Source organism: Saccharopolyspora sp. 6V (assembly GCF_020176785.1).
Classification (GTDB): Bacteria; Actinomycetota; Actinomycetes; order Mycobacteriales; family Pseudonocardiaceae; genus Saccharopolyspora_C; species Saccharopolyspora_C gregorii.
On record NZ_JAIUKB010000036.1, the window covers coordinates 36,363 to 62,672 of the forward strand.

A 26,310-nucleotide genomic window follows, 5' to 3' on the forward strand; every position below is an offset into this window, starting at 1 on the left:
GCGGGGTGCCGGTCAGGGGCGCGTTCATCACGGCGAGCGGGAACCTGCTGGTGGACTTCACCTCCAACGCCGACGCGGAGATGCAGGGACGGGCGCAGGTCGCGCGGCTCCACCACATGACCGACGACAAGGGTGTTCGCGACCTGCCGTCCTTCTTGCCGGCCCGCGACACCACGCGCCCGTCGCGAATCGCGATCAGCGGTGGACGCCGCACGCCGGCTGCGGAACGCGTCGTCGTCCTGCCGGTTGTGCGGCGCTGTTCGCGTGGGGGTGCCGCCGGGCCTGGACGCGTCGGGGCGTCGCCCGCTGCGGCGACCAGGGGGCCGAGTCCGAAGTGGACCGCCGGAATTCCTCGGCGTGGCGGCGGAACCGCGTCGAGGGACCGGAAACCGGGCGGGATGGAGGAAGGCGGGACGGACGGCCCGCGGGCGGCCGCCGGATCCGGCTCAGCCGACCAGTCCGCTGATGGTCTGCTCCCAGGTGGTGGCGAGGGCCGGGGTGGTGAGGCCGAGTTGGGCGAGGACGGCGACGCAGCGGCCGTCGGCGGCGTGCAGCCGGACCACGGAGGTGGGACCGCGCACGCCGTGCGGCCGGGTGATGCGGGCCTCGGCGAGGTCGGCGGGGTGGAAGGCGGCGTTGCAGCCGCCGGAGACCATCGTGATCATGTTGCCGCGGTGCTCGACGAGGTCGAGCGCGCCGGTGTGCAGCTGGAGGCAGCCGCGGTTGAGCACGCCGATGCTCAGCGGCACCCCGGTGTCGCACAGGTGGCAGAGCAGGTCGACGACCTGCGCCGGTTCGACCGCGACCCCCGCGTCGGCTCCGGAGGTGGCGTCGGCGAGCAGCCCGTCGAGGGTGCCGAGCTGGTCGGAGGAGTCGCCCGCCGGTTCGGCGCGGGATTCCTCCGCCGCGGCGGGCCGCGCCATCCGCAGCAGGTCCATGGCGAAGGTTCCGCGGTGCGACACCAGGTAGCCGCGGTGCACCACGCGGTGCAGGTGGTCGAACATCCACAGCCCCGGTGGTTCGTGGCGCCCCTCGTCGGCGTCCATCGCGACGAACGCCCGCACCGACGGCCGGTGCAGCCGCAGCAGCACCGCGTCCGGGACGAGCGGCAGCGGGTCCCCGGTGAAGCTGGGCGGGGCGTAGGTGCCGAGGTCGCTGATCAGCGCGGTGCCGTTGGCGGTCATGGCGACGCACTCGTCGAGCAGCGGCAGGTGCGCGGCGAGCGCGTCCACGTCGAGGTCGAGCCGTGCGCCGTGCGAGCCGGGCCGGTTCAGCAGCAGGTCGAGGTCGGTCCGGGAGCCGGTGCCCGCGGCGCCGCGGGACGGATCAGGTGGGTGCAACGTCGAGGTCCTCACTGGTCGGCGGGGACGGAACTGAATCTTAGGCGAGCCTAACCTAATATCGACGCTCCGGGGTGCTCGCCCGGTCGTCGATCCCCGCCGGGAAGCGGTTCTTGCGGGGTCTTCGTTAACGGTTTACGGTTCACGAACCCGGTGGCGACGCGGCCACCGGTTCGGTTTCGAAGGAGAACCGTTCATGGAATCCGACTCGCTGACCTCCGGCGGCGAGCGCGCGCCCGGCCGCGCCACCCCCGGCTCGAAGGTCGGCCGGTACCGCTACCTGGTGCTCGCCGCGGTGACGCTGGGCATCGCGGTCAACTACCTCGACCGCGCCACGATCAGCGTCGCGCTGCCGGACATGGAAGCCGACCTCGGCATGTCCGACGCGCTGGCCGGCGTGCTGCTGTCCTCGTTCTTCTGGACCTACTCGGCCGCCCAGCTGCCCGCCGGGTTCCTCGCGGGCAGGCTCGGGCCGCGGAAGCTCATCGCGCTGTCCGCGCTGGTCTTCGGCGCGGTCACGATGCTGATGGGCCTCGCCTGGGGCGTCGGCTCGCTGGTCGTGCTGCGGCTGCTGCTGGGAATCGGGGAGGCGCCCGCGTTCCCGGCCGCCGCCCAGGTGGTCTCCGAGTGGTTCCCGAAGGGGGAGCGCAGCTTCGCCTCCGGCACCTTCAACAACGGCAACCCGATCGGCTCGACGCTGTGCATCCCGCTGGTCGCGCTGCTCGTCGCGAGCTTCGGCTGGCGGGCCTCGTTCCTGGTGACCGGCGGCCTCGCCGTCGCCTACGCCGTCGGGTGGTGGTTCTTCTACCGCTCGCCGCGCGAATCCCGGCGGGTCGGCGACGCCGAACTCGCGCACATCCGCTCCGGGCAGGAGGAACGCGCGGACGCCGAGCAGCCGGTGGCGGTGTCCTGGAAGTCGCTGTTCCGCCACCGCGCCGTGTGGTCGATGATGATCGGCTTCTTCTGCATCAACTTCGTCGCGTACTTCTTCATCACCTGGTTCCCGACGTACCTGGTGAACACCTACGACCTGACGCTGCTCAACTTCGGGTTCCTCGGGATGGTCCCCGGCATCGCCTCGATGCTCGGCGGCTGGACGGGCGGGCTCGTGTCGGACTGGCTGGTGCGCCGCGGCACCGACCTCACGACGGCGCGCAAGGGCTGCCTCGTCGGCGGGCTGCTCGGCACCTCGGTGATCGCGCTGGCCGTGGTCTCGCCCGGGGTGGGCACGGCGCTGGTGGCGCTGTCGGTGTCGTACTTCTCCAGCACGTTCGCCGCCGCGTCCGTGTGGTGCCTGCCCGCGGACGTGGCGCCCACCGCCGCGCACGTCGGCTCGCTCGGCGGGATCCAGAACGCCGCCGCCAACTGCGCCGGGATCGTTTCGCCGATCCTGATCGGCGTGATCACCGGGATCACCTCGTCGTTCGCGGTGCCGCTGCTGATCGCGGGCGGGGTGGCCGTGCTCGGCGCGCTGAACTACGCGTTCTTCATGCCGCGGCTGCGGCCGCTCGCCACCGAGGAGACCGCGTGATCGAGATCAGCGAGCTGACCGACCGGGTGCGCGGCGTCGTGCGCGCGCTCGGCGCCCCCGCGGAGGTCGCCACCGAGGTCGCCGACCACCTGGTGCGGGCCGAGCTCTCCGGGCACGCCAGCCACGGCGTGCTGCGGTTGCCGCAGTACGCCGCCGAGATCGAGCGCGGGCTGATCGTCGCCGGGGCGCGCGCGGAAGTCGTCAGCGCGACACCCGCGGCGATCGTCGTCGACGGCCACCACGGCTTCGGCCACCACGCCGCCGCGCTGGCCACCGAGGAGGCCGCCGTCGCCGCCGAACGCCTCGGCGTCGCCGCCGCCACCGTCCGCCGCAGCACCCACATCGGCCGCCTCGGCGAGTACGCCGAACGGCTCGCCGCGCGCGGGCTCGTCGCGCTCGTGCAGGTCGGCGCCGCCGGACCCGGCGTGGGCAGCATGGCGCCGTTCGGGAGCGGCAGCGGCAGGCCCTTCCTCAACACCAACCCGTGGTCGGTCGGCGTCCCCGCCGCCGACGGCGCGATCGTGTTCGACGGTTCGATGTCGACCATCGCCGAGGGCAAGGTGCACGCCGCGAAGCGCACCGGTGATCCGTTGCCGGAGGGCGCCGTGCTGACCGCGGACGGCCTGCCGGGCACCGACCCGGAGGACTTCTACGCCGACGGCACGCTGACCCCGCTCGGTGGCGCGCTCGCCGGGCACAAGGGCTACGGGCTGGCCCTGGCCGCCGCGCTGCTCGGCGGCCTCGCGCACGCCGACGGGTCCGCCGCCTCGCTGCGCGGCCTGGCGCGGCTGCGCGGACCCGACGAGGACCCGGCGGGCCTCGGCGGTGTCACGATCATCGCGCTCGACCCGGGCGCGTTCGGCGAGCGGGACGCCTACGCCGCGACCACCGGCCGGGTCGCCGCCGCGCTGCGCGCCGACGGGGTGCTGGTGCCCGGCGACCTGGAACGGTGCAGCCGCGCCGAAGCCGGTACCTCCGTCGCGCTGCCGCCCGGAACCCTCGCCGAACTCGCCGCCCTCGAAACCAGCCTGTTGTGACCGACCACCCCGAAAGGACCGACATGACCGCGCCGAACCGGCCGATCATCCTCACCGCCGCCCCCGTCGGCTTCGCCGCGGACGGGTCGGTGGACCTGGCGGCCTCGCGCCGCATCCTCGAGTTCATCGCCGCCTCCGGCACCGACGGGGCTTTCGTGCTCGGCACCACCGGCGAGTTCCCCTCGCTGACCGAGCGGGAGCGGCACGACCTCGCACGGCTCAGCCTGGAAGTGCTGCGCGGCAAGCGGGTCGTCGTGCACGTCGGCGCGCCCAGCGCGTTCCAGGTGCGGGGGCTGATCGCCGACGCCCGCGAGCTCGGGGCCACCTCGGTCGCGGTGCTCACCCCGTACTACCTGCCCGCCGGGGACGAGGCGATCGTGGAGTTCTTCCGGTCCGCCACCGCCGACGCCGACGGGCTCGACGTGTACGCGTACCTGTTCACCGACCGCACCGGCAACGCCGTCCGGCCGGAGCTGCTGGGCCGGATCGCGGCGCTGCCCGCGGTCGTCGGCGCCAAGATCAGCGGTGAGTCGCTGGACGCGGTCGCCGCCTACCGGGACGCGGTCCCGGCGGACTTCCAGATCTTCACCGGTGGTGATCGGGACATCGCGCAGGTGACCGCGCGCGGCATCGACGGCGTGGTCTCCGGGGTCGCCTCGGTGCTGCCCAAGCCGTTCGTGGCGGCCGCCGGCGCCGTCGCCGCCGGGGACCCGGCCGCGGTGTCCCGGGCGCAGGACGGCGTCGACCTCGCGGTGGACGCGGTGCGCGGCGACCCGGAGCGGATGAAGGCCGGCCTGGCGCTGCAGGGCGTCGAGGCGGGCACCAGCCGGATGGCGCTCGACCCGGTGGACGCCGCCGGGCGCGCCGAACTGGAACGCGCGGTCGCCGCCCATGGCTGAGCGCGGCGGGCGCGTGTGCGTGCTCGGCAGCGCCAACGTGGACACCGTGGTCCGGGTCGAGCGCAGGCCGCTGCCGGGGGAGACGGTGCGCGGCCTCGGCCGGGACCGCTTCGCCGGCGGCAAGGGGCTGAACCAGGCGGTGGCGGCCGCCCGGATGGGCGCGACCGTCGACTTCCGCGCGCGCGTCGGCGCGGACGGCGAAGCGGACTTCCTCGCCCGGCGGCTGGCGGCCGACGGGCTCGACCTGTCCGGCGTGCTGCGCACCTCGGCGCCGACCGGCACCGCCGATATCGCCGTGGACGCCGCCGGGGAGAACACGATCGTCTTCTGCGGCGGCGCGAACGACGAGTTCACCGAGCTCAGCGCCGCGGACGGGGCGGCGATCGCGACCGCGGACGTGCTGCTGCTGCAAGGCGAGGTTCCGGTGCCGGTGCTCGTCGAAGCCGCCGGGCTCGGCCGCACCGTCGTGCTCACCCCGGCCCCGGTGCGGGCGTTCCCCGCCGCACTGCTCGACGCGGTGGACGTGCTGGTGCCCAACGAGCACGAGGCCGCCGAGCTCACCGGTGAGCGGGACCCGGCCGCCGCGGCGCGCGCGCTGTCCACCGGCGGACGGTCGGTGCTGGTCACGGTCGGGGAGCGCGGAGTGGAGCTCGCCGCCGACGGCCGCTCGCTCGGGCGCGTGCCCGCCGTGCCGGTGTCCACCGTGGACACCACCGGCGCCGGGGACACCTTCGCCGGGGCGCTCGGCGCGCTGCTCGCGGAAGGGGCCGCGCTGCCCGAAGCCGCCCGGGTCGCCGCCGCGGCCGCCGCGCTCAGCGTCACCAGGACGGGCGCGGGCGGCATGCCGCACCGGCACGAGGTGACCGAGCTGCTGGCGGCGACCACTATTGTCCACGGTTGACGATGTGATCGAGGGAGGATGCATGTCCGACTCGCTCGTCCGCGCGGATTCGCTCGGGGAGCGGCTGGCCCGCACGCTCCGGGACCGGATCGTGCGCGGGGAGATCTCGCCGGGCACGCACCTCGTCGAGGACTCCGTGGCGGAGAGCTTCGACGTCAGCCGGGGCCCGGTCCGCGACGCGCTGAAGCTGCTGCGGCTGGAGAACCTGGTCGAACCGCAGCGCCGCGGGGTGCACGTGGTCGGGCTGAGCGCCGCGGACGTCCGCGAGCTCTACGCGATCCGGCAGGCCATCGAGACGCTCGCCGTGACCAGCGCCATCGGTCTCGGCGAGCAGCGCTCGGAGACGGGCATGCTCCGCGGGCTGCGCGGCATGTCCGAGACGGCCACGCCGCCCCGGGCCGCCGAGTTCGCCGAGCACGACCTGCGGTTCCACCGCGGCATCTACGAGGCCAGCGGCAACCGCAGGCTGCTGACGATCTGGCTGCAGATCGAGCCGCTGTTCGCCAGCATGCTCGCGGTCACCAACAGCGAGGACGAGGACCTGGGCCCGGTGTGCACCGCGCACGAGCAGCTGCGGTCCTCGATCGCCGACGGCGACGCGGCGCGCGCCACCTCGCTGCTCACCGCGCACCTGGCGGGCTCCGAGGAGCGGATGCTCGCCGCGCTCCAGCGCATCTGGGCCGCCACTTCCTGACACCACGCGGAACCCGGCTCCTCGCCACCGGCGGGGAGCGGGTTCCGCGCGCCCGGAACACCCCGAGAGAGGAACCATGACCGGTCACATCGTCAGCTTCTACGACCTCAACGACATCACCGAGGCGTCGTTGCGCGAGCACCTGCCGGACCTGCCCGGGCTGCGGATCACCGAGATCGGGCCGGAGCAGGACCCCGCCGCCCACCTGGACGCGCTGGCCACCGCGACGATCGTGCTGGCCCCGCTGGAGAAGGAGCGGCGGATCGGCGCCGAGCTGCTGGACGCGATGCCGCGCTGCGAGCTCGTGCAGTCCGTCGCGGTCGGCTTCGACGGCGTGGACCACCTCGCCGCGGCCGAGCGCGGCATCCCGGTGGCGAACCTGCCCGGGTTCAACGCCGACGCGGTCGCCGACTGGACGGTCGGTTCGCTGCTGTACCTGCTGCGGCACTACGCGGCCGGGCACCGCAAGGTGGAATCCGGCGGCTGGGGACCGGAGGGGTTGCGCGGCCGCGACCTGGCGGCGCTGACGGTCGGCATCCTCGGCTTCGGCAACATCGGGCGCGCGGTGGCCCGTCGCCTGGACGGCTTCGGCGCCCGGGTGGTGGTGCACGACCCGGTGCCGTCCGAGCCGGGCCGGGAGTACCTGCCGCTGGCCGAGGCGGTGGCCGCCTCGGACGTGCTGAGCCTGCACCTGCCGCTGAACACCGCCACCCACGGCCTGGTCGGTGACGAGCTGCTGGCGCGGATGCGGCGCGGCGGCTACGTGCTCAACGCGGGGCGTGGCGGCGTCCTGGACGAGCGGGCGCTGGTGCGGGCCCTGGATTCCGGGCAGCTGGCGGGCGCGGCGCTGGACGTGTTCGAGCAGGAACCGCTGCCCGCGGACTCGCCGCTGCGGGGCCGCTCGGACGTGCTGCTCAATCCGCACACCGCGGGCGTGACCTGGGACGCCTACCACAACCTCCGCGGGAGGTTGTTCGCGAAGCTCGCCGCCGTGCTGACCGGGGAGCGGCCCGCCGACGTGGTCAACGGGGTCGAGCCGCGCCCCCGCTGAAGTTGGCGGGTTCTCGTCATCGGGGGCTGTTTTCGGGGGTGGGAGCGCCGGTGGTCCTGGTCCGCTCGGGGCAGCCGGTGCGCCGGGCCGGTCGCTCGATTCTTGGGCGCTACGGCCGAAACCGCGTTGCTGCCGGAGCCGCCCGCTGGACGCACGGGACATGATCAGCGCGTCCAGCGGGGAGGGCGCGAGTTCTCCGGATCGACCCGATCCGGACCGGATCAACGGCAGGCGTGATGAGTGTGAACGAGAAGGTTGCGGTGCCCCGCATCGGCGCGGTTCGGCTCGGCTCGGTCGGCTTGGCCGTCGTCGCCGCGCTGTCGCTGGCGGGATGCGGCGGCGTGCAGGTCGACTCCCCGAAGGACGCGAGCGGGGAGAAGCCCTGCGACCTGGTGCCCGAGCAGACGGTGCACGAGCTGGGATTCCACCTGGGCGGCAAGGAGAGCGCGGGCGCGTGCACCTGGAGCACCCCGCGGGACAGCGTGCGGCTGGAGGTCGGTGTGGTCGCGGACCGGTCGCTGCAGGACTTCCAGGACGCGGCCGAGGAGTACTCCGACTTCGGCGAGCTGACCATCGGCGGGCACCCGGCGGTGCGCGCGAACTCCGGTGACCCGAAGGCCGACGGCACCTGCGAACTGGTCGTGGCCGCCGACTCGGACCAGGCGGTGTCGGCGAAGTCGAAGATCCCCAGCGGTGCCACCGCCGACCCGTGCGAGCTGGTGGAGCGGGCCCTCGACGCGGCCGTCCCCTCCTGGCCCGCCGCCTAGCCGCCGGGCGCACGGCGAGGTCGCGGTGATCCCGCGTCCGGTGAGGTGGCAGCACCGGGCGCGGGAGCCGGAGTCGCCGATGTCATATTCGCGAACGGCGATGCGTGCGCCGGTGTCCGCCACCTGCGGCGACACCGGTTCCGCCGACCGCGGTGCGGGTTCCGGGCGGTGGCCGCGGCCTTGACATCGGCCACCGGGGCTGCGAACTTCTGAGCCGTTCGAACGACGGTGTGCAGGAAGCCGGTGCGAATCCGGCGCGGTCCCGCCACTGTGAGTGGGGAGTCGTCCTCCACCCGAGCCACTGCCGGTCCCCGGCGGGAAGGCCGGAGGCCGGTGCCGATCCGCGAGCCAGGAGACTGGCACCGTCGTGCCGATTCGTGCGGGGTCGCGGAGCCCCGGAGGAGGTACGTGGTGTCGCGCATCGCCGCATCGCGCCGGGAAGTCCGGCAAACCGTCCACATCGGACACTAGTCGTCCCCGCGGGTTCGTCCCGCCGCTGTGCGTTCCGTTCCGGTTCCAGCTCGGGGAGACACGTGCGTCCTGCCACCACCACTGATCAGTCCTACGTGGACTCGCTGGTCGAGTCCGCGCTGTCCGGCCACGTCCGCGATGCGGGCGGGAACGGCCCGGCGGAGCTCTCCGCCGCCGTCGCGTTCCTGACCGTGCAGGCCGCCCGGCACACCGGCCGCGGCACCGGCTACACCAACACCGTGCTCAGCGTCCGGATCGCCGACGCCGTCGGCTCGTGCGCCGTCGAACCCGGCGCCCTGGACGAGGACGCGGTGCGCGCCGCCGTGGGCCGCACCGCGGCCGAGCTGCTGCGGCACCCGCTGCTGCCGGTGCGGGTCGCGGCGCTGGACGCCTACCTCGCCGCGCTCACCCCGCACCCCGCGCACCCGCTGTCCCGGCAGGTGGTGATCCCGGCGGGCGACTCGCTGGCCAAGTCCACCGCCCGCGCCCGCGCGGTCGCCGCGATCACCGCGGTCCCCGATGGCGGCCGGGTCGCGGTGATCGGCGTGGTGAACTCGCTGCTCGCCGCGCTGCGGGACCGCGGCCTCGACTACGTGCCCTGCGACCTCAAGGGCGGCCGCACCGAGTGGGACGAGCCGATCCGCACCGACCACGCCGCCGCGATCGACGGCGCGGACGCGGTGCTGGCGTCCGGCATGGTCCTCGGCAACGGCACCTTCGACGACATCGCCGCGACTTGCGCCGCCCGCGACCTGCCGCTGACCCTGTTCGCGCAGACCGGATCCGCGGTGCTGCGGGAACTGCTCGGCGGCCCGGTGCGCGCGCTGTCGGCGGAGCCCTACCCGTTCTTCTGGCTCTCCGGCGAGGACACCACGATCCACACCTACGAGGCCGCCCGCGCCACCGAGGTCGTGCGGTGACGGGTCGCGCGCCCGCCCGCTGCGACTCGCCCCTGGACCTGATCGGAGGCACCCCGCTGCTGCGGGTCGCCGCGCCGATCGCGTTCCCGCACCCGGGTTTCTGGGCGAAGCTGGAGAGCACCGCGCCGGGCGGCATGAAAGCCCGCGCCGCGCACGCCATGCTCACCGCGGCCCGAGCCCGCGGAGAACTGCGCCCCGGCGGGACGGTCGTCGAGTCCACCAGCGGCACCCTGGGCATCGGCTTGGCGTACGTGGGGACCGCGCTGGGCCACCCGGTCGTCGTGGTCGCCGACGCGGAGCTCGACGGGCAGACCCGCGCGCTGCTCACCGCGCACGGGGTGCGGGTGGAGCTGGTGCGCGACCCGCACCCGGTGGGCGGCTGGCACCCCCCGCGGCTGGACCGGGTGCGGGAGCTGCTGGCCGAGCTGCCCGGGGCGTACTGGCCGGACCAGTACAACAACCCGGACAACGTCACCGGCTACCGCGCGCTCGGCCACGAACTGCTGGACCAGCTGCCGGACGCGCAGGTCGTGGTGTGCAGCGTCGGCACCGGCGGGCACAGCGCCGGCATCGCGCGGGCGCTGCGCGAGCGCGCCCCCGGGGTGCGGCTGGTCGGGGTGGACGCGGCGGGGTCCGCGGTGTTCGGCGACCCGGTGGCGAAGCGCCTGATGCGCGGCCTCGGCAGCAGCATCCACCCCGGCAACGTGGACTACGCGGCGTTCGACGAGGTGCACCTGGTCGGCGCGGCGGAGTCCGTCGCGGCCTGCCACCGGCTCGGGGCCGGCGCGTTCGTCACCGGCGGCTGGAGCACCGGCGCGGTAGCGCTGGTGGCGTCCTGGTGCGCCCGGGAGCTCGGCGCGGACCAGGTGGCCGCGGTGTTCCCGGACGGGCCGCACCGCTACTGGGGGACGATCTACGACCCGGACTTCCTCGCCGCGCAGGACTTCCCGGAACCCGCCGCCGAACCGGTGGACGCGGACGGCATGCCGTCCGAAGTGGACAGCAGAACGACGTGGAGGAGGTCGCGCAAGGTGGTCGATCCGTGTGCCCGGCGAGCCGACGGCCCGGCGGAATGCCCGGTCTGCGAGGTGCGGCCGTGAACCGCGCCGCGTTCGCCCGGTTGTCCCCGGCGGCGAAGCTGCTGGTGATCAACCAGTTCGGCATCAACATCGGCTTCTACATGCTGATGCCGTTCCTGGCCGCGTACATGAGCGGGAACCTCGGCTACGGCGCCGCCGTGGTCGGGCTCGTGCTCGGGGTGCGGAACCTGAGCCAGCAGGGCATGTTCCTGCTCGGCGGCACCGCGGCGGACCGGCTCGGCTGCCGGCCGATGATCATCGCCGGTTGCGCGTTGCGCGTGGTGTCGTTCGGCCTGTTCGCCGTGTTCACCACGCTGCCCGGCCTGTTCGCCGCCGCGATCCTCACCGGCCTGGCGGGGGCGCTGTTCAACCCGGCGGTGCGGACCTACCTGATGCACGAGGCGGGGGAGCGGCGCGCCGAGGTCTTCGCCGTGTTCAACGTGTTCCAGCACGCGGGCACCCTGGTGGGGCCGCTGCTGGGCGCGGCACTGCTGGCGGTGGACTTCCGGGTCATCGCACTGGTGGCGTGCGTGGCCTTCGCGGTGCTCACCGGCGCGCAGCTGCTGGTGCTGCCGCACCGCGAGGTCGAGCCGCAGCGCCAGAGCGTGCTGGGCAGCTGGCGGGAAGTGGTGCTGAACCGGCGGTTCCTCGGCTTCACCCTGGCGCTGTCGGCGTACTTCGCGCTCTACAACCAGCTCTACCTGACGCTGCCGCTGGAGGCGCAGCGGGTGTCCGGGGTGGCGTGGTCCATCGCCGTCGTGTTCGGGGTGTCCACGCTGATCGGCGTGTTCGGGCAGGTGCGGATCACCGAGTGGTGCCGGGCGCGGTGGAGCTCCGGCCGGTCCATCGTGGTCGGCCTGGCCTGCATGGGCGGCTCGTTCGTGCCGATCCTGCTGGCCGCACCCGTGCTGCCGGAACGGCTGCCCGTCGGCGGCATCGCCGGGACGGTGCTGGCGTTCGTGCCCGTGGTGCTCGCGATCGTGCTGTTCACCGTCGGGCAGGCGATGACGAACCCGTTCGCGATGGAACTGCTTCCCGCGGTCGGCAGCGAACGCCTCGCCGGCACCTACTACGGCTTCTACTACCTGGTCTCCAGCCTGGTCGCGGCCGCGGTCAGCTGGCTGGCGGGCGCGCTGCTGGACGCCTTCGCCGAGCCGGGGATGCGCTGGCTGCCGTGGGCGGTGCTGGTGCTGGTGGGCTTGGCCGGCAGCGCGGGCACCCGCCTGCTGGAACGCCGGGGAGCGCTCACCCCCACCACCCCGGCCGAGGCCTGACCGCCCGAGGACCAAGCGGGTCTCGGCCCTCTCCTGTCAGCGGCGAAGCCGCTGAGCCGCCGACCACGTACGCAGGTCGACCACCCGCCACCCGAGTGCTGAGCAACCCGAGTTCGACCACCCGCAGCTCAGCGGTCTAGCCATTCCGGGCGGGAAGAGCCTCGGGGGACCAGAACGGTGCGGTAGTGGCCGGGGGTCGCGGACATCCGGACCTGGTCGGTGACGCCCTGGTAGTGGCCCAGCGGCGTCTCGGCGGTGAACGTCTCCGGGTCGAGGTAGGCGTGCCGGGCGTCGCTGCCCGCGGTGGCCGCCGCGTACTCCTTGTCGAACACGCCGAGGCTCAGGATCCAGAGCGCGGCGCGGGTCAGCGACACGTGCACCCGGTAGCTGCCGCCGTCGACGGCGCGGCGGGCCAGCGCCTCGGCCACCCCGGTCGCCATCAGCCAGGACACGATGTAGTCGTTGACCACCAGGATCGGCGGCAGCGCCGGCGTCTCCCCGTCGCCCTCCAGGTTCATCATGCCGGTGAGGCTGCCCGCGGTCTGGTCGAAGCCGACGCGCCCCGCCCACGGCCCGCGCTCGCCGTTGAGGGTGGTGGTGGCGTGGACGATGCCGGGCCGGGCCTCGGCGGCCTGCTCGGCGGAGAGCCCGATGGAGTCGAGGAAACCGGGCCTGCGGTTGGCGAAGAACACGTCCGCTCCGGCCAGCAGCTCCCGGATGCGCCGCGACCCGTCTGCGCCGTAGGGGTCGACGGTCGCGGAGCGGGTGCCGACGTTCGCGGTCACGTAGGTGGTGTCGTGCTCCATCTCGCCGGGCCGCCACAGGTTCAGCACGTCGGCCCCGTGCAGGGCGAGGGCGCGCCCCACCCCGGCTCCGGCGATGACGTGGCCCATGCCGAGCGCGCGGATGCCGTCCAGCGGCGAGCCACCGCCGGTGAGCGGTTCCGGTTCGCTCTCGCCGATCTTGGTGATCTCGATCAGCGGCAGGTCGGCGAGGGCGTCGCGGTAGTGCGGTTCGGCGAGCAGTTCCTCGGTGCTGCGCAGCATCGGCAGCACGGTGCCCGCTTCGACGGCCGCGTTCTCCAGGTCGAGCGCGTTCCAGCCGGAGATCGCCTTCGCGACGGCCTGCGCGTCGTCCGGGACACCCAGCAGCTTCTGCGCCGCGATCTTGATCTTCGGGTAGGGGTTGAGCGGCATCACCCAGCGGTCGTCGGCGGTGCGGTAGAAGGCGAACCCGAGCGCGTTCGACGGGTTCGCCGCCGAGGCCGCCGGGTAGCCGTTGACCAGCTCCCACCGGCGGTCGTAGAACGGGCACAGCCGGTGCGGCGCGGACCGCAGGTCCACCTCGATGTCCTGGCCCTCGCCGCCGCGCAGCCGCCACAGCTTCGCGATCGCCGCCGACTTCGCGGCCAGTGCGATCGCCGAACCCCCGCCGAGGCGCAGGGTGCTGGGCACCACCGGGTCCGCGCCGTGGAAGGTGATGGAGCCGCCGGTGTCCGCGGCGCTCATGCCGACGCCGCCGAGCACCTCCGCCAGCTCGCCCGCCGGATCGAACTCGTCCGAAGTGGACGGTTCGGCCACCGCCTTGGTGACGCGGTCAGTCAGCGACATGGTTCCCTCCTCCGTCCGGTAGCAGTTCCACCGGGATGAGCACGTGCTTGGCCCGCAGGTATTCGCCCACGGCCTTGCCTACCTGGTCGACGCGCAGGTTCGACGAGCCACCGGTGCCGAGCAGTCCGCGCAGCACGAAGTGCACGGCCCGCAACTCCGGGAACTCGTGGCGCACCACGTCCAGCCCGGCGCACTCGGGCAGCAGCTCGCGCAGCGCGGCGGTGGACAGGGTGTCCCGCAGCCACGGCCACGCCCGCTCCTCGGCGACCCAGACGCCGACGTTGCTGTTGCCGCCCTTGTCACCGCTGCGCGCGTGCGCCAGCGTCCCCAGCGGTGCCGACCGGGTCTCGCCGAGCTCCGGCGCGGCCGGTTCCGGGTGGACGGGCTGGGCGCCCGCGGCTTCGGTGCGGACGGGCGGCTTCACGTCCACTTCGGACCCGTCGGCGAACCGGACCCGGTGCGGCACCTCGGACATCGGCAGCAGCGCCGGCCAGTGGTCGATGCGCGGCCGCGGCGTCGAGGTGAGCCCGGCGGCGCCGTCGTGGAAGAAACCGGGCAGGCCCTGCAAGTACAGCGACCCGAGCCGCGCCGCCGCGTCGAACCGCTCCAGCGGTTCCCGCTCGGCCGCCGTCGCCATCACCCGCACCGGGACGGTCGCCGCCCACTGCGTCGCCGGATCGGCGGCGGGGGTGCCGAGCGGGGTGACGTCCAGCTCGGTGATGCCCTCGGGCAGGTCGCGGGCGAGCTGGGTGCGCAGCAGCTCGACCTTCGCGGCCACGTCCAGGCCGGTCACGAACGCGGTGTTCACCACCTGGTACCCGATCCCGCCGAACACGGCGACCTTCGTCGTCGGCGGCGGGGGAGAACCGGTGGCACCGGTGACCCGCACCCGGTCCGGGCCGTCCGGCGTCAGCGCGACCGCGTCGAGGTGCGTGGTGACGTCCGGGTTCAGGTAGGTCGGGCCCTGGATCTCGTAGACCAGCTGCGCGGTGACGGTGTCGGTGGTGACCGCGCCGCCGTCGCGGGCGTGCTTGGTGATGGTGCTGGACCCGTCGGCGGCGACCTCGGCGATCGGGAACCCGGGCACCGCCATCCCGGGGATGCGGGTGAAGCCGGAGAAGTTGCCGCCGGTGGCGTGCGCGCCGCACTCGATGACGTGCCCGGCCAGCACCGCTCCGGCCAGCTCGTCCCAGTCCTCGCGGCCCCAGCCGTGCCACCAGGCGGCGGGGCCCGCGGTCAACGAGGCGTCGGTGACCCTCCCGCACACCACCACGGCGGCCCCGGCGGCGAGGGCTTCGGCGATGCCCCACCCGCCGAGGTAGGCGTTCGCGGCGATCGGCGCCGCCGCCCACCCGGCCAGGTCCCGCCCGGTGTCCAGGTGTTCCAGCCGGTGCCCGGCCCGCTGCAGCTCCGGCAACCGGTCGAGCACGTCGTCGCCGTCCACGTGCGCGACCCGCAGGTCGGCGCCGTCGGTCGCGATCACCTCGCGCAGCGCCGCGGCCAGCCCCGCCGGGTGGAAGCCGCCCGCGTTGGTGACGACCTTGGCGCCGCGTTCGGCGAGCACCCCCAGGTGCGGGCGCAGCTGGTCGAGGAAGTGCTCCACGTACCCGCGCGCCGGGTCGCGCCGGTAGCGCACCGACAGCGCGGCGAGGGTGATCTCCGCGAGGTAGTCGCCGATCAGCACGTCCACCGGATCTCCGGCCAGCACCTCGGCCACTCCGGTGAACCGGTCCCCGAGGTAGCCGGAGAACCCGCCGATGCGGATCGCGCGTTCGGACATGGCAGTGCACCTCGCTGTTCCTCGGTTTCCACGCTACGACCGGCCCCGGGCCGCGGCCACGACCGTTCGGCGAAGGCCGCCGTGATCGCCTCGGTCACGCCGCCGGGTCGGCACGCCGCCCGCCCGGCCGCCTGCGCCGCGAGCCCGGTGGTCCCCGGTCGGCGGCGACGCCGCTGCCCGCCTGCCGCTGAGCGGGCGAGCGGACTGGCGCACCAGGAATCCATCCCGGCCCGGGGGGCAGCTGGTGCTGCGCGGCGGGAGCGGCGGAGCATCAAGCGGTGAAGTGCGGAGGCAGGCCCGGGCGCGGCCACTCGGTCTCGTACAGCACGCCCCGGCCCGAGGAGGTGATGTAGGCGGTGCGCAGGTCCGGTCCGCCGAAGCAGATGTTGGTGACCAGCGGGTCCGGCACGGGGACCGGCACCTGCTCGACGAGCTCGCCGTCCGGGCTGAGCACGCTGATCTCGCCGGTGTTCAGCGTCGCCACGCACACGTTGCCCGCCGAGTCCACCGCGAGCGAATCCAGCATCCGCGCCCCGGAGAACCCGTGCAGCAGCTCGGCACCGCGGCGCACCCGGCCAGGTCCCAGCACCTCCCAGCTCCACACCCGGCCCGACCCGGTTTCGGCGACGTGCACCCGATCTCCGTCCGGGGACAGGCCGACGCCGTTCGGCTGGTGCAGCGGGAACACCAGTTCCTCCACCCCGGGAGCCGTCCGGCAGCGCGTAGTACAGCCCGCCCAGGTCCATCTCCCGCGCGCGGGTCTTGCCGAAGTCGGTGAAGTAGCAGCCGCCGTCGGCGTCGAACACGAGGTCGTTCGGCCCGCGCAGCGGTCGTCCGTCCACTTCGGTGCGCACGTCGGTGACCTCGCCGTCGAGGGTGACGCGCTGCAGGCGCCCGCCGGAGTAGTCGTCGGGTTGGCCGCCGGGCACGCTCAGCCCGTCCCGGTCGTGCCAGCGGAACCCGCCGTTGTCGCACACGTACACGGCGCCGTCGGGGCCGATGGCCGCGCCGTTGGGTCCACCGCCGCAGTCCGCGACGACCGAGATCGCGCCGTCCGGGGCCACCCGGGACAGCGTGCCGCGGCGGATCTCCACGACCAGCACGGAGCCGTCGGCGAGGGCGACGGGGCCTTCGGGGAACCGCAGGCCTTCGGCGATGGTGCGCAGTTCGGGCATGGGGCGGGACTCCTCTTCTCCTGGTGGCCGATCACCACGCTCCCAGACTCGCGCCGTGTCCTCGACCGCGACGGCGGAGGTTCCGCGGCGCTCCGCACGCCCGCCCCTGCTCACCTCGGCCGGAAGCCGGATCCGATCCGCCGCCGGTGCTCAGCCCCGGCCTTGCCGGCTCCGGTAGGCCGCGACGCCGGCCCGGTGCGCGCAGTTCCGGGTGCAGTACCGCTTCGAGCCGTTGCGCGACAGGTCGACGAACACGGCCCGGCAGCGCAGCCCGGCGCACGCGCCGAGGCGGGCCGATCCGTGCGCGGCGATCACGGCGGCCAGTGCGCTGAGCGTGGTCGCGGCCAGGTGCGCCGCGCAGCGGTCGGTGTCGGAGGTCGTCTCGGTCCACCAGCGGCCCTGCTCGTGGCGCAGTGCCGGGGTGGCTCGGCTGCGGCGCAGGCCGTCGTTGATCAGGGCCGCGGTTCCGGCCGCGTCGGTGCTCGCCCGTTCCAGCACGGCGCGCACCGTCCCGCGCAGCGCGCGGACCTCCGCCAGGTCGGCGCGGGTGGGGCGGCGCGGGCCTGGCGCGGCCGGGGCGTGCCGGTCGAGGAAGTCCGCGAGCTGCTGCACGGTCTCCAGCTCGTCCGCGCCCGTGATCGGCTTGACCGTGTTGGCGAGGTCGACGGCCGTCCGGATCGCCGGATCGTGCTGCCCATCGAGCATCTGGCGTGCCTCCTCGCGACGCCCTAATGTTACACGCGTCATCGCTTTCACCTGTCACGCAGCATCCGGGGAGGGAGCCCGCCGTGGCCGCCGAGCCGTTCAGGGCCAGCATCACCGAAGCCGAGATCGACGATCTGCGCGACCGGTTGCGCCGGACGCGGTGGCCCGAACCCGAGCCGGTGCACGACTGGTCGCAGGGAGTGCCGCTGGCCCGTGCCCAGGAGCTCTGCCGGAGCTGGGCCGAGGACTACGACTTCGGGTTCGCCGAGCGGCTGAACGCCTTCCCGCAGTACCGCGACGTGGTCGACGGGCTGGGCATCCACTTCCTGCACGTCCGCTCGCCGGAGCCGGACGCGTTCCCGCTGGTGCTCACGCACGGGTGGCCGGGCTCGGTGCTCGAGTTCCTGGACGTCTTCGGCCCGCTGACCGACCCCCGCGCGCACGGCGGGGACCCGGCGGATGCGTTCCACGTGGTCGCGCCGTCGTTGCCCGGGTACGGCTGGAGCGACAAGCCGTCGACGACCGGGTGGGGCATCACGCGCATCGCACGCGCCTGGGACGCGTTGATGGTGTCGCTGGGGTACGGCCGGTATGGCGCGCAGGGCGGCGACTGGGGTTCGGCGGTGTCCGGCGCGCTGGGGGAGGTGGCGCCCGAGCGGGTCGCCGGCGTCCACCTGAACATGGGGTCCGTGGCGGCGGGCGCGTTCGACGACCCGACACCCGCGGAGCTGGCGAACCTCGCCGCCGCGGAGGAGTTCCAGCGCACCGGCCGGGGGTACTCGGCGCTCCAGTCGACCCGGCCGCAGACCCTCGGCTACGCGCTCACCGACTCCCCGGCGGGCCAGGCGGCCTGGATCGCCGAGAAGTTCTGGGCGTGGACGGACAACAGCGGCGACATCGAGGACGCGGTGCCGCTGCAGAAGCTCCTCGACGAGATCTCGGTCTACTGGTTCACCGCGTCGGCCGCGTCCTCGGCGCGCCTGTACTGGGAGGGTTTCGCCCGTTTCCGGGACGTGGTCACGGCGCCGTCCGGGCTGTCGGTCTACCCGCGCGACCTCGCCCGCCCGTCGCGGCGGGAGGCCGAACTGCGGTTCACCGACTTGCGCTGGTTCGAGGAACTGCCGCGAGGCGGCCACTTCGCCGCACTGGAGCAGCCGGAGTCGCTGGTCGAGCAGGTGCGCGGCTTCTTCCGCCTCGTCCGCTGACCGCCCGTCGCCACCCGGCCGCGACTCACTAATCCACTGTGGACAGAACGCGTCCGCCGCCGGAGGTGGCGTGGTGCCGCGGTGTTTCGCTGTGCGAAGCTGGTGGTTCGGACCACCGACCGCCCGGCGGAACCCGGGACCGGTCGGATCGAACGGGCCCCGCGCCCGAAACGTCGGAAGGTAGGCGTCGTGACCGAACAATCGCAGGCGTTCGTGCCGGAGTGGGTGCGCGTCGAGCCGGAGCGGGTGCTCGCCTTCGCCGAGGCCGCCGCGCACCCCGACGGCGGCTTCGCCTGGCTGGACTCCGCGGGCGCGCCGGTGCCGGAGCGGCCGGTGGAGACCTGGATCACCTGCCGCACCACGCACGTGCTCGCCCTCGCCGTCGCGCAGGGCCGGGACGACCTGCGGCCGCGGGTCGAGCACGGCGTGGCGGCGCTGCGCGGGCTGCTGCACGACGACGAGCACGGCGGCTGGTTCGCCTCGGCCACCGCCGCCGGTCCGGTCGCCGACCACAAGGGCGCCTACGAGCACGCGTTCGTGCTGCTCGCCGCCGCCAGCGCCGCCGCGATCGGCGCGGACGGTGGGCGGAAGCTGCTGGACGACGCGCTCGCGGTGCAGGACGCGCACTTCTGGGAGGACGAGCACGGCCTGGTCGCCGACTCCTGGAACCGTTCCTGGACCGAGCTGGAGCCCTACCGCGGCGTCAACGCGAACATGCACACCGTGGAGGCGCTGCTGGCCGCCGCCGACGTCACCGGCGACCGCCGCTGGTCCGACCGCGCGGCCCGCATCGTCGAGAACGTGGTGCACGGTTTCGCCCGCGACGGCGGCTGGCGGCTGCCGGAGCACTTCGACCCGAGCTGGAACGTGCGGCTGGACTACAACCGGGACAAGCCCGCCGACCAGTTCCGCCCGTACGGGGTGACCATCGGCCACCTGCTGGAGTGGTCCCGGCTGGCCCTGCACGTGCGGCACGCGCTGGGGGAGCGGGCGCCCGCCTGGCTGCTCGACGACGCGCGGGAGCTGTTCGCCACCGCCGTCCGCGACGGCTGGGACGTGGACGGGGCGGCGGGCTTCGTCTACACCACCGACTTCGACGGCGCCCCGGTGGTGCGCAACCGGCTGCACTGGGTGATCGCGGAGGCGCTGGCCACCGCGTGGGCGCTGCACCAGGCCACCGGCGACGAGGAGTACGCCCGCTGGTTCACCACCTGGGCCGAGCACGCCGAGCGCCACTTCGTGGACCGCGAGCTCGGGTCCTGGCGCCACGAGCTCGACGAGCACAACCGGCCGGCCGCCACGGTCTGGGAGGGCAAGCCCGACCTGTACCACGCGTACCAGGCGACGCTGCTGCCGCGGCTGCGGCCTGCCGCGTCGTTCATCGGCGCGCTGACCGGCTGATCGCCTGCTGAACGCCCTGCCCGTGCGGCAGGGCGTTCTTCTCGGCCGAAGATCTCTGCGATCCGAATTCGTTCAGTGTCAACTGAAATCAAATCCGCGGGCGGCCGGTGTCGATCCGCGCGCAGCGGGTAGCCGGGAGGGCGCGATGACGTCCACCCCGCGAAGGAGGCGGCCGTGAAGATCGTTGCCGTCCTGTACCCCGGCCCCACCGAGCAGCACGTCGACCACTCCGGGCTGGAAGTGCTCGGCAGCACCGAAGGCGCGCTGGGGCTGCGCAAGCAGCTCGAATCCGAAGGCCACGAGTACGTCGTGCTCAGCGATCGGGACGAGGCGCTGCGCGAGCACCTGCCCGACGCCGACGTGTTCATCACGACCCCGTTCTGGCCGACCTACCTCTCCGGCGACGACCTCCGCCGCGCGCCGCGGCTGAAGCTGGTGCTGACCGCGGGCGTCGGCTCCGACCACGTCGACTCGGACACCGCGGCCGAACTCGGCATCACCGTCGCCGAGGTCACCGGCAGCAACGTGGTCAGCGTCGCCGAGCACGCCGTGATGCAGCTGCTGACCCTGGTGCGCAACTACATCCCGGCCTACCAGCAGGTGGTCGACGGCCGCTGGGACATCGCCGACATCGCCGCCCGGTCGCACGACATCGAGGACAAGACCGTCGGCATCATCGGCATGGGCCAGATCGGGCAGCGGATCGCGTTGCGGCTCAAGGGGTTCGACGTGCGGATGCTGTACAACACCCGGCACCGCCGCAGCAGCACCGAAGAAGCCGTGTTCGGCGCCCGGTTCAAGCACCTCGACGACCTGGTGGCGCAGTCGGACGCGATCGTGCTGTCCTGCCCGCTGACGTCCGAGACCAAGGGGATGTTCGGCGAGGAGCGGTTGCGCTCGATGCGGCCCGGCGCGTGGCTGGTGAACATCGCGCGCGGCCAGATCGTCGACACCGACGCGCTGGTGCGGGTGCTGGAGGACGGGCACCTCGGCGGCTACGCGGGCGACGTCTGGTACCCGCAGCCCGCCCCCGCCGACCACCCGTGGCGCAGCATGCCGGGGCACGCGCTGACCCCGCACGTCTCGGGCACCAGCCTCGAAGCGCAGCAGCGCTACGCGGCCGGCGTGCGGGACTCGGTGCGCCGGTTCCTCGCGGGCGAGCCCATCCAGGACGATTACGTCGTCGCCTGAGCCCATCGGGTGGACGGCCCGTCCTGAACGGGCCGTCCGCTCAGCGCGCTCGGCCGTGGCGCCAGCGGACGATCCGCTCCACCAGGCGCATCGTCCGGGCCGTGCGCTCGAAGCTCATCAGCGCCATGCCCGGGAGCGCGAACCGCTGCCGGGTCAGCGAGTGCGATCGGCTGAACTCCAGCAGGCCCTCCGCGCCGTGGATGCGGCCGAACCCGGAGGCGCCGACCCCGCCGAACGGCAGCGCCGCCACCGCCGCGAAGCCCAGCACCGCGTTCACCGAGGTCGCCCCGGCGCGGATCCGCCGCGCGATCTCCATGCCGCGCCCGCGGGAGAACACGGTGGCCGCCAGCCCGAAGTCGGTGGCGTTGGCCAGCCGCACCGCCTCGTCGACCGACTCCACGGTGCGGACCGTGACCGTCGGGCCGAAGGTCTCCTCGCGGACGGCGGCGGAATCCTCGTCGGCGTCCACCAGCAGCACCGGATCCACGTACGGCGGGCTCACCGACTCCGCGCCGCCGACCCGGGCCGTGGCGCCGTGCTCGAGCGCGTCCGCGACGTGCCCGCGCACGATCTCCACCTGCGCGGGCACCGTCATCGGCCCGTAGTGCACCCCGGCCCGCACCCGGCGCAGCCTGTGCTCCAGCTCGGTGAGGAACCGATCCCGCACCTCGCGGACCACGTAGATCCGCTCCACGCCCACGCAGGTCTGCCCGCTGTTGGACATCGCGCCCCACGCGGCGGCGTCCGCGGCCGCGGTCAGGTCGGCATCGGCGGCGACGATCAGCGCGTCCTTGCCGCCGCACTCGACGAGCACCGGGGTCAGCGTCTCCGCGCAGGTCGCCATGATCTTCTTACCGGTGGCGGTGGAGCCGGTGAACGCGAGCTTGTCCACTCCGGCCCGGCACAGCGCCGCCCCGGTCTCCCCACCGCCTTGCACCGCGCTCAGCACGCCGGCGGGCGCGTCCGGGTTCGCCGCCGCGAACGCCTCGACGTACCAGCGGCCGACGGCGGGCGTGTGCTCGCTGGGCTTGAACACGACCGCGTTGCCCGCGGCGAGCGCGTAGGCGATGGAGCCGTTCGGGGTGAACAGCGGGTAGTTCCACGGCCCGATCACGCCGACCACGCCCAGTGGACGCTGCTCGACCCGCGCCGCGTGGTTGGCCATCAGCGGGCCGGGAGAGACCGACCGGGGACGCAGCACCGAGCGGGCGTGGCGCGCGGCCCAGCGGATGTGCTCCAGGGTGAGGGTGAGTTCGAGGAACACGTCGTCGCGGGGCTTGCCGTTCTCGGCGCGGACGAGCGCGGTGATCTCCTCGGCGTGCCGGGTCAGGTGCGCGGCCCAGCGCAGCAGGCGGCGTTCCCGGTCGGCGAAGCCGAGGCCCGCCCACCAGGTCGAGGCCTCGCGGGCGCGGGCGACGGCGGCGGCGACCTGCTCGGGGCCGTCGACGTCGAACTCGGCGACCAGGCCGCCATCAGCGGGATCGGTGGACCGCAGCCGCGGTGTCGGGTCGGTCATGGTCGCTCACAGCCCGTAGGTCTTGCCGATGATGTCGCGCTGGATCTCGCTGGTGCCGCCGTACACGGTGGACACGACGGTGGAGCGCAGCAACGCCTCCATCCCGTACTCGGTGGCGTAGCCGTAGCCGCCGAGCATCTGCATCCCTTCCAAGGACACGTGCTTGGCCAGCTCGGTGCACTTGAGCTTCGCCATCGACGCCTCGCGCGGAAAGGTGCGCTCCGGTGCCTCGTCGATCTGCCGCGCCACGTCGTCGACGAGCAGCCGGGCGCATTCCAGTTCCGTGGCCATGTCGGCGATCCGGTGCCGCAGCGCCTGGAAGGTGCCGATGGGGCGGCCGAACTGCTCGCGCTCCTTCACGTAGGCCACGGTGTCGTCGAACGCGCGGCGCGCGGTGCCGAGCATCAGCGCGGCGAGGATCATCCGCTCCAGGTTCAGCCCGGCCATCAGCTGCTTCCAGCCCTGGTCCACGGTGCCGACCACGGCGTCGTCGGGCAGGAAGCAGTCGGTGAAGTACAGGTCGTTGACCTCGCGCCCGCCCATGGTGTCGATGCCCTGGATCTGGAGGCCGGGGGTGCCGGTGGGCACCACGAACTGGGTCAGTCCCTCGTGCTTGGTGCCGCCGGACCCGGTGCGGGCGATGAGCAGCACGTGGTCGGCGAGGTGCGCGTTGGAGCACCACGTCTTCTGCCCGTTGACCACCCAGCCGCCGTCGCGCCGCTCGGCCTTGCAGGTGAGCGCGCCGACGTCGGATCCGGCGCCCGGCTCGGACATGGAGATCGCTTCGACCCGGCCGCGCACGACGCCTTCGAGGATGGTGCGCTTCTGCTCCGGCGTGCCGAACTTCGCGTAGGCGGCGGCGGAGATGATGGTGGTGGCGAAACCGCCGATGGGTGCGCGGCCGTAGGCGGTCTCCTCCAGGAACAGGCACAGGTCGGTCATGCCGAGCCCCGCGCCGCCGTGCTCCTCGGGGATGTGGACGCCCAGCCAGCCCAGATCGGCCATCTTGGCGTAGAGCTCCTGGTTGTGCAGGTGCGTCCCGCCGTCGGTGAGCTCGTCGCGCTGCTGCTTGCTGCCGCATTCGCGGCGGCAGAACTCGGAGATCGCCTGGACGAAGTCGCGTCGCTCGTCGCTGAGGACTCGGGGCATGGTCGTTTCCTTCCGGGATGGCCGGACGTGATCCCTCGGAGAGTGGTCGGCCGCGGCGGGCCGGACCTCCGGTGAACTGTAAATCCCGATTAACTTAGTGGCAAGGACGTGCCGATCCACCTGCTGCGACGGGGAAAAACCAGCTGGAGGAGCAATGCGCGTGCGATTCACGGTTCACCCGAGCGGGCGCTCCGGTTGCGCCGGACGCGGTGCGGTCAGACGCGGTGCAGCACGTCCAGCGCGAGGTGCGCGGCCTGCTCCGGGGTGGCCGGCTGCGCGCTCGCCATCGCCAGGTCGTTGATCATGTTCAACGCGGCCTGCGCGGTCACCTGCGCGTGCTGGGCGTCCGGGCGCACCCGCTCGGCCACCAGCGTCCACTGCCGCACGTGGTCGCGCTGCGCCCGCCGCAGCTCGTGCCGGTCCCCGGTGGGCAGGTTCTTGTACTCCGAGAGGTAGACGGCGAGCAGGTCCCGGTTGCGGAACGCGAAGTCCACGTAGGCCGCGACCAGCCCGCGCCGCGCGGCCTCGGCGTCCGGGGCGTCGGCCACCGCCTGCCCGCACGCCGAGGTGAGCCGGTCGGCGGCCCGGTAGTACACCGCGGCCAGCAGGTCGGCCTTGCCGCTGAAGTGGCGGTACACGCTGGAAGCGTTGATGCCCGCCGCGGTGCCGATCTCCTCCATGCTCACGGCGTGGAAGCCGCGCCGCCGGAACAGCGGCACGGCCGCGGCCAGCAGCTTCTCCCGCCGCGCGGCCAGGTCGGGGACCCCGTTCCCGGCCGGTGCGGCCGAGGTGGGGGAGTCGGCGGGCGGATCGGCGGCCAGCAGCACCGCCGCGATCGAGCGCAACCTCGCCTGGGCCACCTTGTCGCCGAGCGCGACGCGGTGCGTGGACCAGCCGGCGATGCCGCTGAGCGAAGCCGAGGCCAGCAGCCGTGCGGTGGCCGCGGGCAGTTCCGGGCGCACCGCGGCGAGCCGGTGCGCGAGCACCGAGATCAGGTCGCCCAGGCAGCGGGCCACGTGCCTGCGGTCCTCGTCGTCGAGGTGGCGCGCTTCCCACTGGTAGAGCCGGATGCTGCGGCGGCGGTGCACGACCAGTTCGGCGACCGCCCGCACGACCGCGTCCAGCTTGTCCCGGTCGCTGCCGGGTTCGGCGTCGGCCCTCCGCGCGCATTCGGTGAGCGCCGCGGCGAACTCGCGGGCCGCGTGGGCGAGGATGCCCTGCTTGTTGGGGAAGTGGCGGTAGATCGCCGGTCCGGTGATCCCGGCGGCGGAGGCGATCTCGCCGAGGCCGACGCCGTGGTAGCCGCGTTCGCTGAACAGCTCCGCGGCGATGGCGGAGATCTGCGCCCGCCGGTCGCCGGTGCGCAGGCGCGAGGTGCCGCGGGTGCCGGTGCCGCGCGTGCCCGGAGATGCCATGAGTGATACCTCCGTTGCTCGCCGCACCGTCGCGCGCCGACTTTACACTTCGGCGCTCTCGGTGGCAGAGCTGGCGGTCGTGGCCTTGACGGTCTTCGACGACGACACCTATGTTAATCGTAATTCGCATCGTGCCCGGGTTCCCGACCCGCACGTGGAGGAGCCACCGCGCCCGGTGCGCCGACCCTTCCCCGGATCACCGTCGATCGTGGAGGCGCCCAGTGAACGACACCGCAGGCAGCAGGCGACCACCCGGCGCGACCCCGGTGCCCCGGCGTTCCGGGCGGGCGGCATGACCGCCGCGGTGCGCGTCCCGCAACCGCTGACCGGGGACGCGGCGTGGGAACTGGTCGAACGGGCCCAGCGCGGTGACCGGATCGCGTTCGGCAGGCTCTACGAGCGGTACCGCCCGCTGGTCAGCAACTTCCTGTGCGCGCGGATCCGCGACTTCAGCACCGTCGAGGACCTCGTGCACGAGACGTTCGCGCGAGCGCTGCACAACATCCGCACCGTCCGGCGCGGCAGCGACGATCCGGGCGCGTGGTTCGTCACCATCGCCCGCCACCTGCTGCTGGATCACCTCAAGTCCGCGCGCAACCGCCGCGAGGTCGTCACCGCCGACTTCGACCCGGACCGGCGCAGCGCCGACGCGCTGGAGGACCTGGTGCTGGACCGGTTGATGGCCGACCGGCTGTGGTCCCGAGCCGGTGACCTCAGCGACGACCAGCACCGCTGCCTGGTGCTGCGGTTCGCACTGGGCCTGACCGTGGAGCAGACCGCCAGCCGGATGGGGCGCGATGGCGGCGCGGTGCGCGCCCTGCAGTACCGGGCGGTCCGGCGGCTCGGCGCGCTGCTGCGCGAGGACTCCTGGGAGCACGTCCCGCATCCCCGGTGACCGCATCGCCCCGGCTCGCTTCCGGCCAGACCGGGAGGCCGCGGCGGTGTTCCGCGGAGATCCGGTGACCTTCGAACCGGCCCGGTCCCATCCGCATGCTCGATGTGCTCCGCCATCGGCGGGGTGGCCTGCCGCGGCGCGCGCGAACCCGCCGCCGACCGGTGCGCTGGACGGCGCGCAACAGGATCGACGTGCCGGCGCCTCCCGGTCGTCGGCTGCGGCGACAGCGCGCCCGCCCGGTCGGCCCCCGGTCGGCCCCCGGGCCCCCCCCCCCCGGGGGGGGGGGGCCCCCCCCGGGGGGGGG

The 26,310-nt window shown here is 73.9% G+C and carries 22 protein-coding genes, 2 pseudogenes and 1 riboswitch; of the genes and pseudogenes, 15 read left to right on the top strand and 9 right to left on the bottom strand.

What is annotated here, in order from left to right; all coding sequences use genetic code 11:
* Positions 1–2: 2 nt before the first annotated feature.
* Positions 3–177, top strand: a pseudogene (locus LCD35_RS08270) (manganese catalase family protein); the annotation flags it as partial.
* Positions 178–446: 269 nt separating this feature from the next.
* Here the strand turns inward: LCD35_RS08270 and LCD35_RS08275 are convergent.
* On the bottom strand, positions 447–1,340 hold the full coding sequence (locus LCD35_RS08275; protein WP_224956756.1) for a hypothetical protein: 894 nt from the start codon (positions 1,338–1,340) through the stop codon (positions 447–449).
* Positions 1,341–1,536: 196 nt separating this feature from the next.
* Here LCD35_RS08275 and LCD35_RS08280 point away from each other — a divergent pair, with 196 nt between their 5' ends.
* From LCD35_RS08280 to LCD35_RS08325, 10 genes are all read left to right on the top strand, one after another.
* Entirely contained in the window at positions 1,537–2,871 is a 1,335-nt protein-coding gene (locus LCD35_RS08280) for an MFS transporter (protein WP_224956755.1), read from the top strand.
* Entirely contained in the window at positions 2,868–3,908 is a 1,041-nt protein-coding gene (locus LCD35_RS08285) for an Ldh family oxidoreductase (RefSeq protein ID WP_225043998.1), read from the top strand. Before LCD35_RS08280 ends, LCD35_RS08285 begins: the two co-directional genes overlap by 4 nt.
* A gap of 23 nt (positions 3,909–3,931) precedes the next feature.
* The gene (locus tag LCD35_RS08290) at positions 3,932–4,807 is read left to right on the top strand and encodes a dihydrodipicolinate synthase family protein (protein ID WP_224966555.1); all 876 of its coding nucleotides are present in this window, start codon (positions 3,932–3,934) and stop codon (positions 4,805–4,807) included.
* Positions 4,800–5,708 (top strand): ribokinase, encoded by a 909-nt coding sequence (locus tag LCD35_RS08295; RefSeq protein WP_224956752.1) that lies wholly within the window; start codon positions 4,800–4,802, stop codon positions 5,706–5,708. Before LCD35_RS08290 ends, LCD35_RS08295 begins: the two co-directional genes overlap by 8 nt.
* A gap of 22 nt (positions 5,709–5,730) precedes the next feature.
* Positions 5,731–6,402 (top strand): GntR family transcriptional regulator, encoded by a 672-nt coding sequence (locus tag LCD35_RS08300; RefSeq protein ID WP_224956751.1) that lies wholly within the window; start codon positions 5,731–5,733, stop codon positions 6,400–6,402.
* Positions 6,403–6,478: 76 nt separating this feature from the next.
* Positions 6,479–7,453 carry a 2-hydroxyacid dehydrogenase gene (locus tag LCD35_RS08305; protein ID WP_224956749.1) on the top strand — a complete coding sequence of 325 codons (975 nt, stop codon included), beginning with the start codon at positions 6,479–6,481 and terminating at the stop codon, positions 7,451–7,453.
* A gap of 242 nt (positions 7,454–7,695) precedes the next feature.
* The gene (locus LCD35_RS08310) at positions 7,696–8,220 is read left to right on the top strand and encodes a DUF3558 family protein (protein ID WP_224956747.1); all 525 of its coding nucleotides are present in this window, start codon (positions 7,696–7,698) and stop codon (positions 8,218–8,220) included.
* Between the two features lie 194 nt (positions 8,221–8,414).
* Positions 8,415–8,600, top strand: a riboswitch (cobalamin riboswitch).
* Between the two features lie 153 nt (positions 8,601–8,753).
* On the top strand, positions 8,754–9,611 hold the full coding sequence (locus LCD35_RS08315) for a hypothetical protein (protein WP_225043999.1): 858 nt from the start codon (positions 8,754–8,756) through the stop codon (positions 9,609–9,611).
* Positions 9,608–10,711, top strand: a complete 1,104-nt coding sequence (locus LCD35_RS08320) for a PLP-dependent cysteine synthase family protein (protein WP_225044000.1) — start codon at positions 9,608–9,610, stop codon at positions 10,709–10,711. Before LCD35_RS08315 ends, LCD35_RS08320 begins: the two co-directional genes overlap by 4 nt.
* Positions 10,708–11,964 carry an MFS transporter gene (locus LCD35_RS08325; protein WP_225044001.1) on the top strand — a complete coding sequence of 419 codons (1,257 nt, stop codon included), beginning with the start codon at positions 10,708–10,710 and terminating at the stop codon, positions 11,962–11,964. The genes LCD35_RS08320 and LCD35_RS08325 overlap by 4 nt, the downstream gene beginning before the upstream one ends.
* 128 nt (positions 11,965–12,092) lie before the next feature.
* On the opposite strand, the gene LCD35_RS08330 is transcribed toward LCD35_RS08325, so the two are convergent.
* From LCD35_RS08330 to LCD35_RS08345, 5 genes and pseudogenes are all read right to left on the bottom strand, one after another.
* Entirely contained in the window at positions 12,093–13,574 is a 1,482-nt protein-coding gene (locus tag LCD35_RS08330) for a CoA transferase (RefSeq protein ID WP_224956743.1), read from the bottom strand.
* Positions 13,561–15,354: an acyclic terpene utilization AtuA family protein gene (locus tag LCD35_RS08335; RefSeq protein WP_225044002.1), complete on the bottom strand. Its 1,794-nt coding sequence runs from the start codon at positions 15,352–15,354 to the stop codon at positions 13,561–13,563. Before LCD35_RS08335 ends, LCD35_RS08330 begins: the two co-directional genes overlap by 14 nt.
* 271 nt (positions 15,355–15,625) lie before the next feature.
* Positions 15,626–16,042 (bottom strand): SMP-30/gluconolactonase/LRE family protein, encoded by a 417-nt coding sequence (locus LCD35_RS29850; protein WP_308015825.1) that lies wholly within the window; start codon positions 16,040–16,042, stop codon positions 15,626–15,628.
* 79 nt (positions 16,043–16,121) lie between these two features.
* A pseudogene (locus LCD35_RS29855) lies at positions 16,122–16,529 on the bottom strand (SMP-30/gluconolactonase/LRE family protein); the annotation flags it as partial.
* A 150-nt stretch (positions 16,530–16,679) separates the two neighbouring features.
* Positions 16,680–17,234 (bottom strand): ABATE domain-containing protein, encoded by a 555-nt coding sequence (locus LCD35_RS08345; protein ID WP_224956741.1) that lies wholly within the window; start codon positions 17,232–17,234, stop codon positions 16,680–16,682.
* Positions 17,235–17,317: 83 nt separating this feature from the next.
* On the opposite strand from LCD35_RS08345, the gene LCD35_RS08350 reads away from it, so the two are divergent.
* The 3 genes from LCD35_RS08350 to LCD35_RS08360 all read left to right on the top strand — a co-directional run bounded on the left by LCD35_RS08350 (position 17,318) and on the right by LCD35_RS08360 (position 21,031).
* Positions 17,318–18,439, top strand: coding sequence for an epoxide hydrolase family protein (locus LCD35_RS08350; RefSeq protein WP_224977739.1), 1,122 nt, complete (start codon positions 17,318–17,320; stop codon positions 18,437–18,439).
* 189 nt (positions 18,440–18,628) lie between these two features.
* Positions 18,629–19,840, top strand: a complete 1,212-nt coding sequence (locus LCD35_RS08355) for an AGE family epimerase/isomerase (protein WP_224956738.1) — start codon at positions 18,629–18,631, stop codon at positions 19,838–19,840.
* Between the two features lie 174 nt (positions 19,841–20,014).
* A complete protein-coding gene (locus LCD35_RS08360) occupies positions 20,015–21,031 on the top strand; it encodes an NAD-dependent formate dehydrogenase (protein WP_224956736.1) in 1,017 nt (338 codons plus the stop codon).
* Between the two features lie 40 nt (positions 21,032–21,071).
* Here LCD35_RS08360 and LCD35_RS08365 read toward each other — a convergent pair whose 3' ends face one another.
* The 3 genes from LCD35_RS08365 to LCD35_RS08375 form a co-directional block, all read right to left on the bottom strand.
* Positions 21,072–22,547: an aldehyde dehydrogenase family protein gene (locus LCD35_RS08365; protein ID WP_225044003.1), complete on the bottom strand. Its 1,476-nt coding sequence runs from the start codon at positions 22,545–22,547 to the stop codon at positions 21,072–21,074.
* 6 nt (positions 22,548–22,553) lie between these two features.
* A complete protein-coding gene (locus tag LCD35_RS08370; protein WP_224956733.1) occupies positions 22,554–23,696 on the bottom strand; it encodes an acyl-CoA dehydrogenase family protein in 1,143 nt (380 codons plus the stop codon).
* Positions 23,697–23,911: 215 nt separating this feature from the next.
* Entirely contained in the window at positions 23,912–25,111 is a 1,200-nt protein-coding gene (locus LCD35_RS08375) for a TetR/AcrR family transcriptional regulator (RefSeq protein WP_225044004.1), read from the bottom strand.
* A gap of 61 nt (positions 25,112–25,172) precedes the next feature.
* Between LCD35_RS08375 and LCD35_RS08380 the strand changes: the two genes are divergently transcribed.
* Positions 25,173–26,006 (top strand): RNA polymerase sigma factor, encoded by an 834-nt coding sequence (locus LCD35_RS08380; RefSeq protein WP_224956731.1) that lies wholly within the window; start codon positions 25,173–25,175, stop codon positions 26,004–26,006.
* The last annotated feature ends 304 nt before the right edge of the window (positions 26,007–26,310 follow it).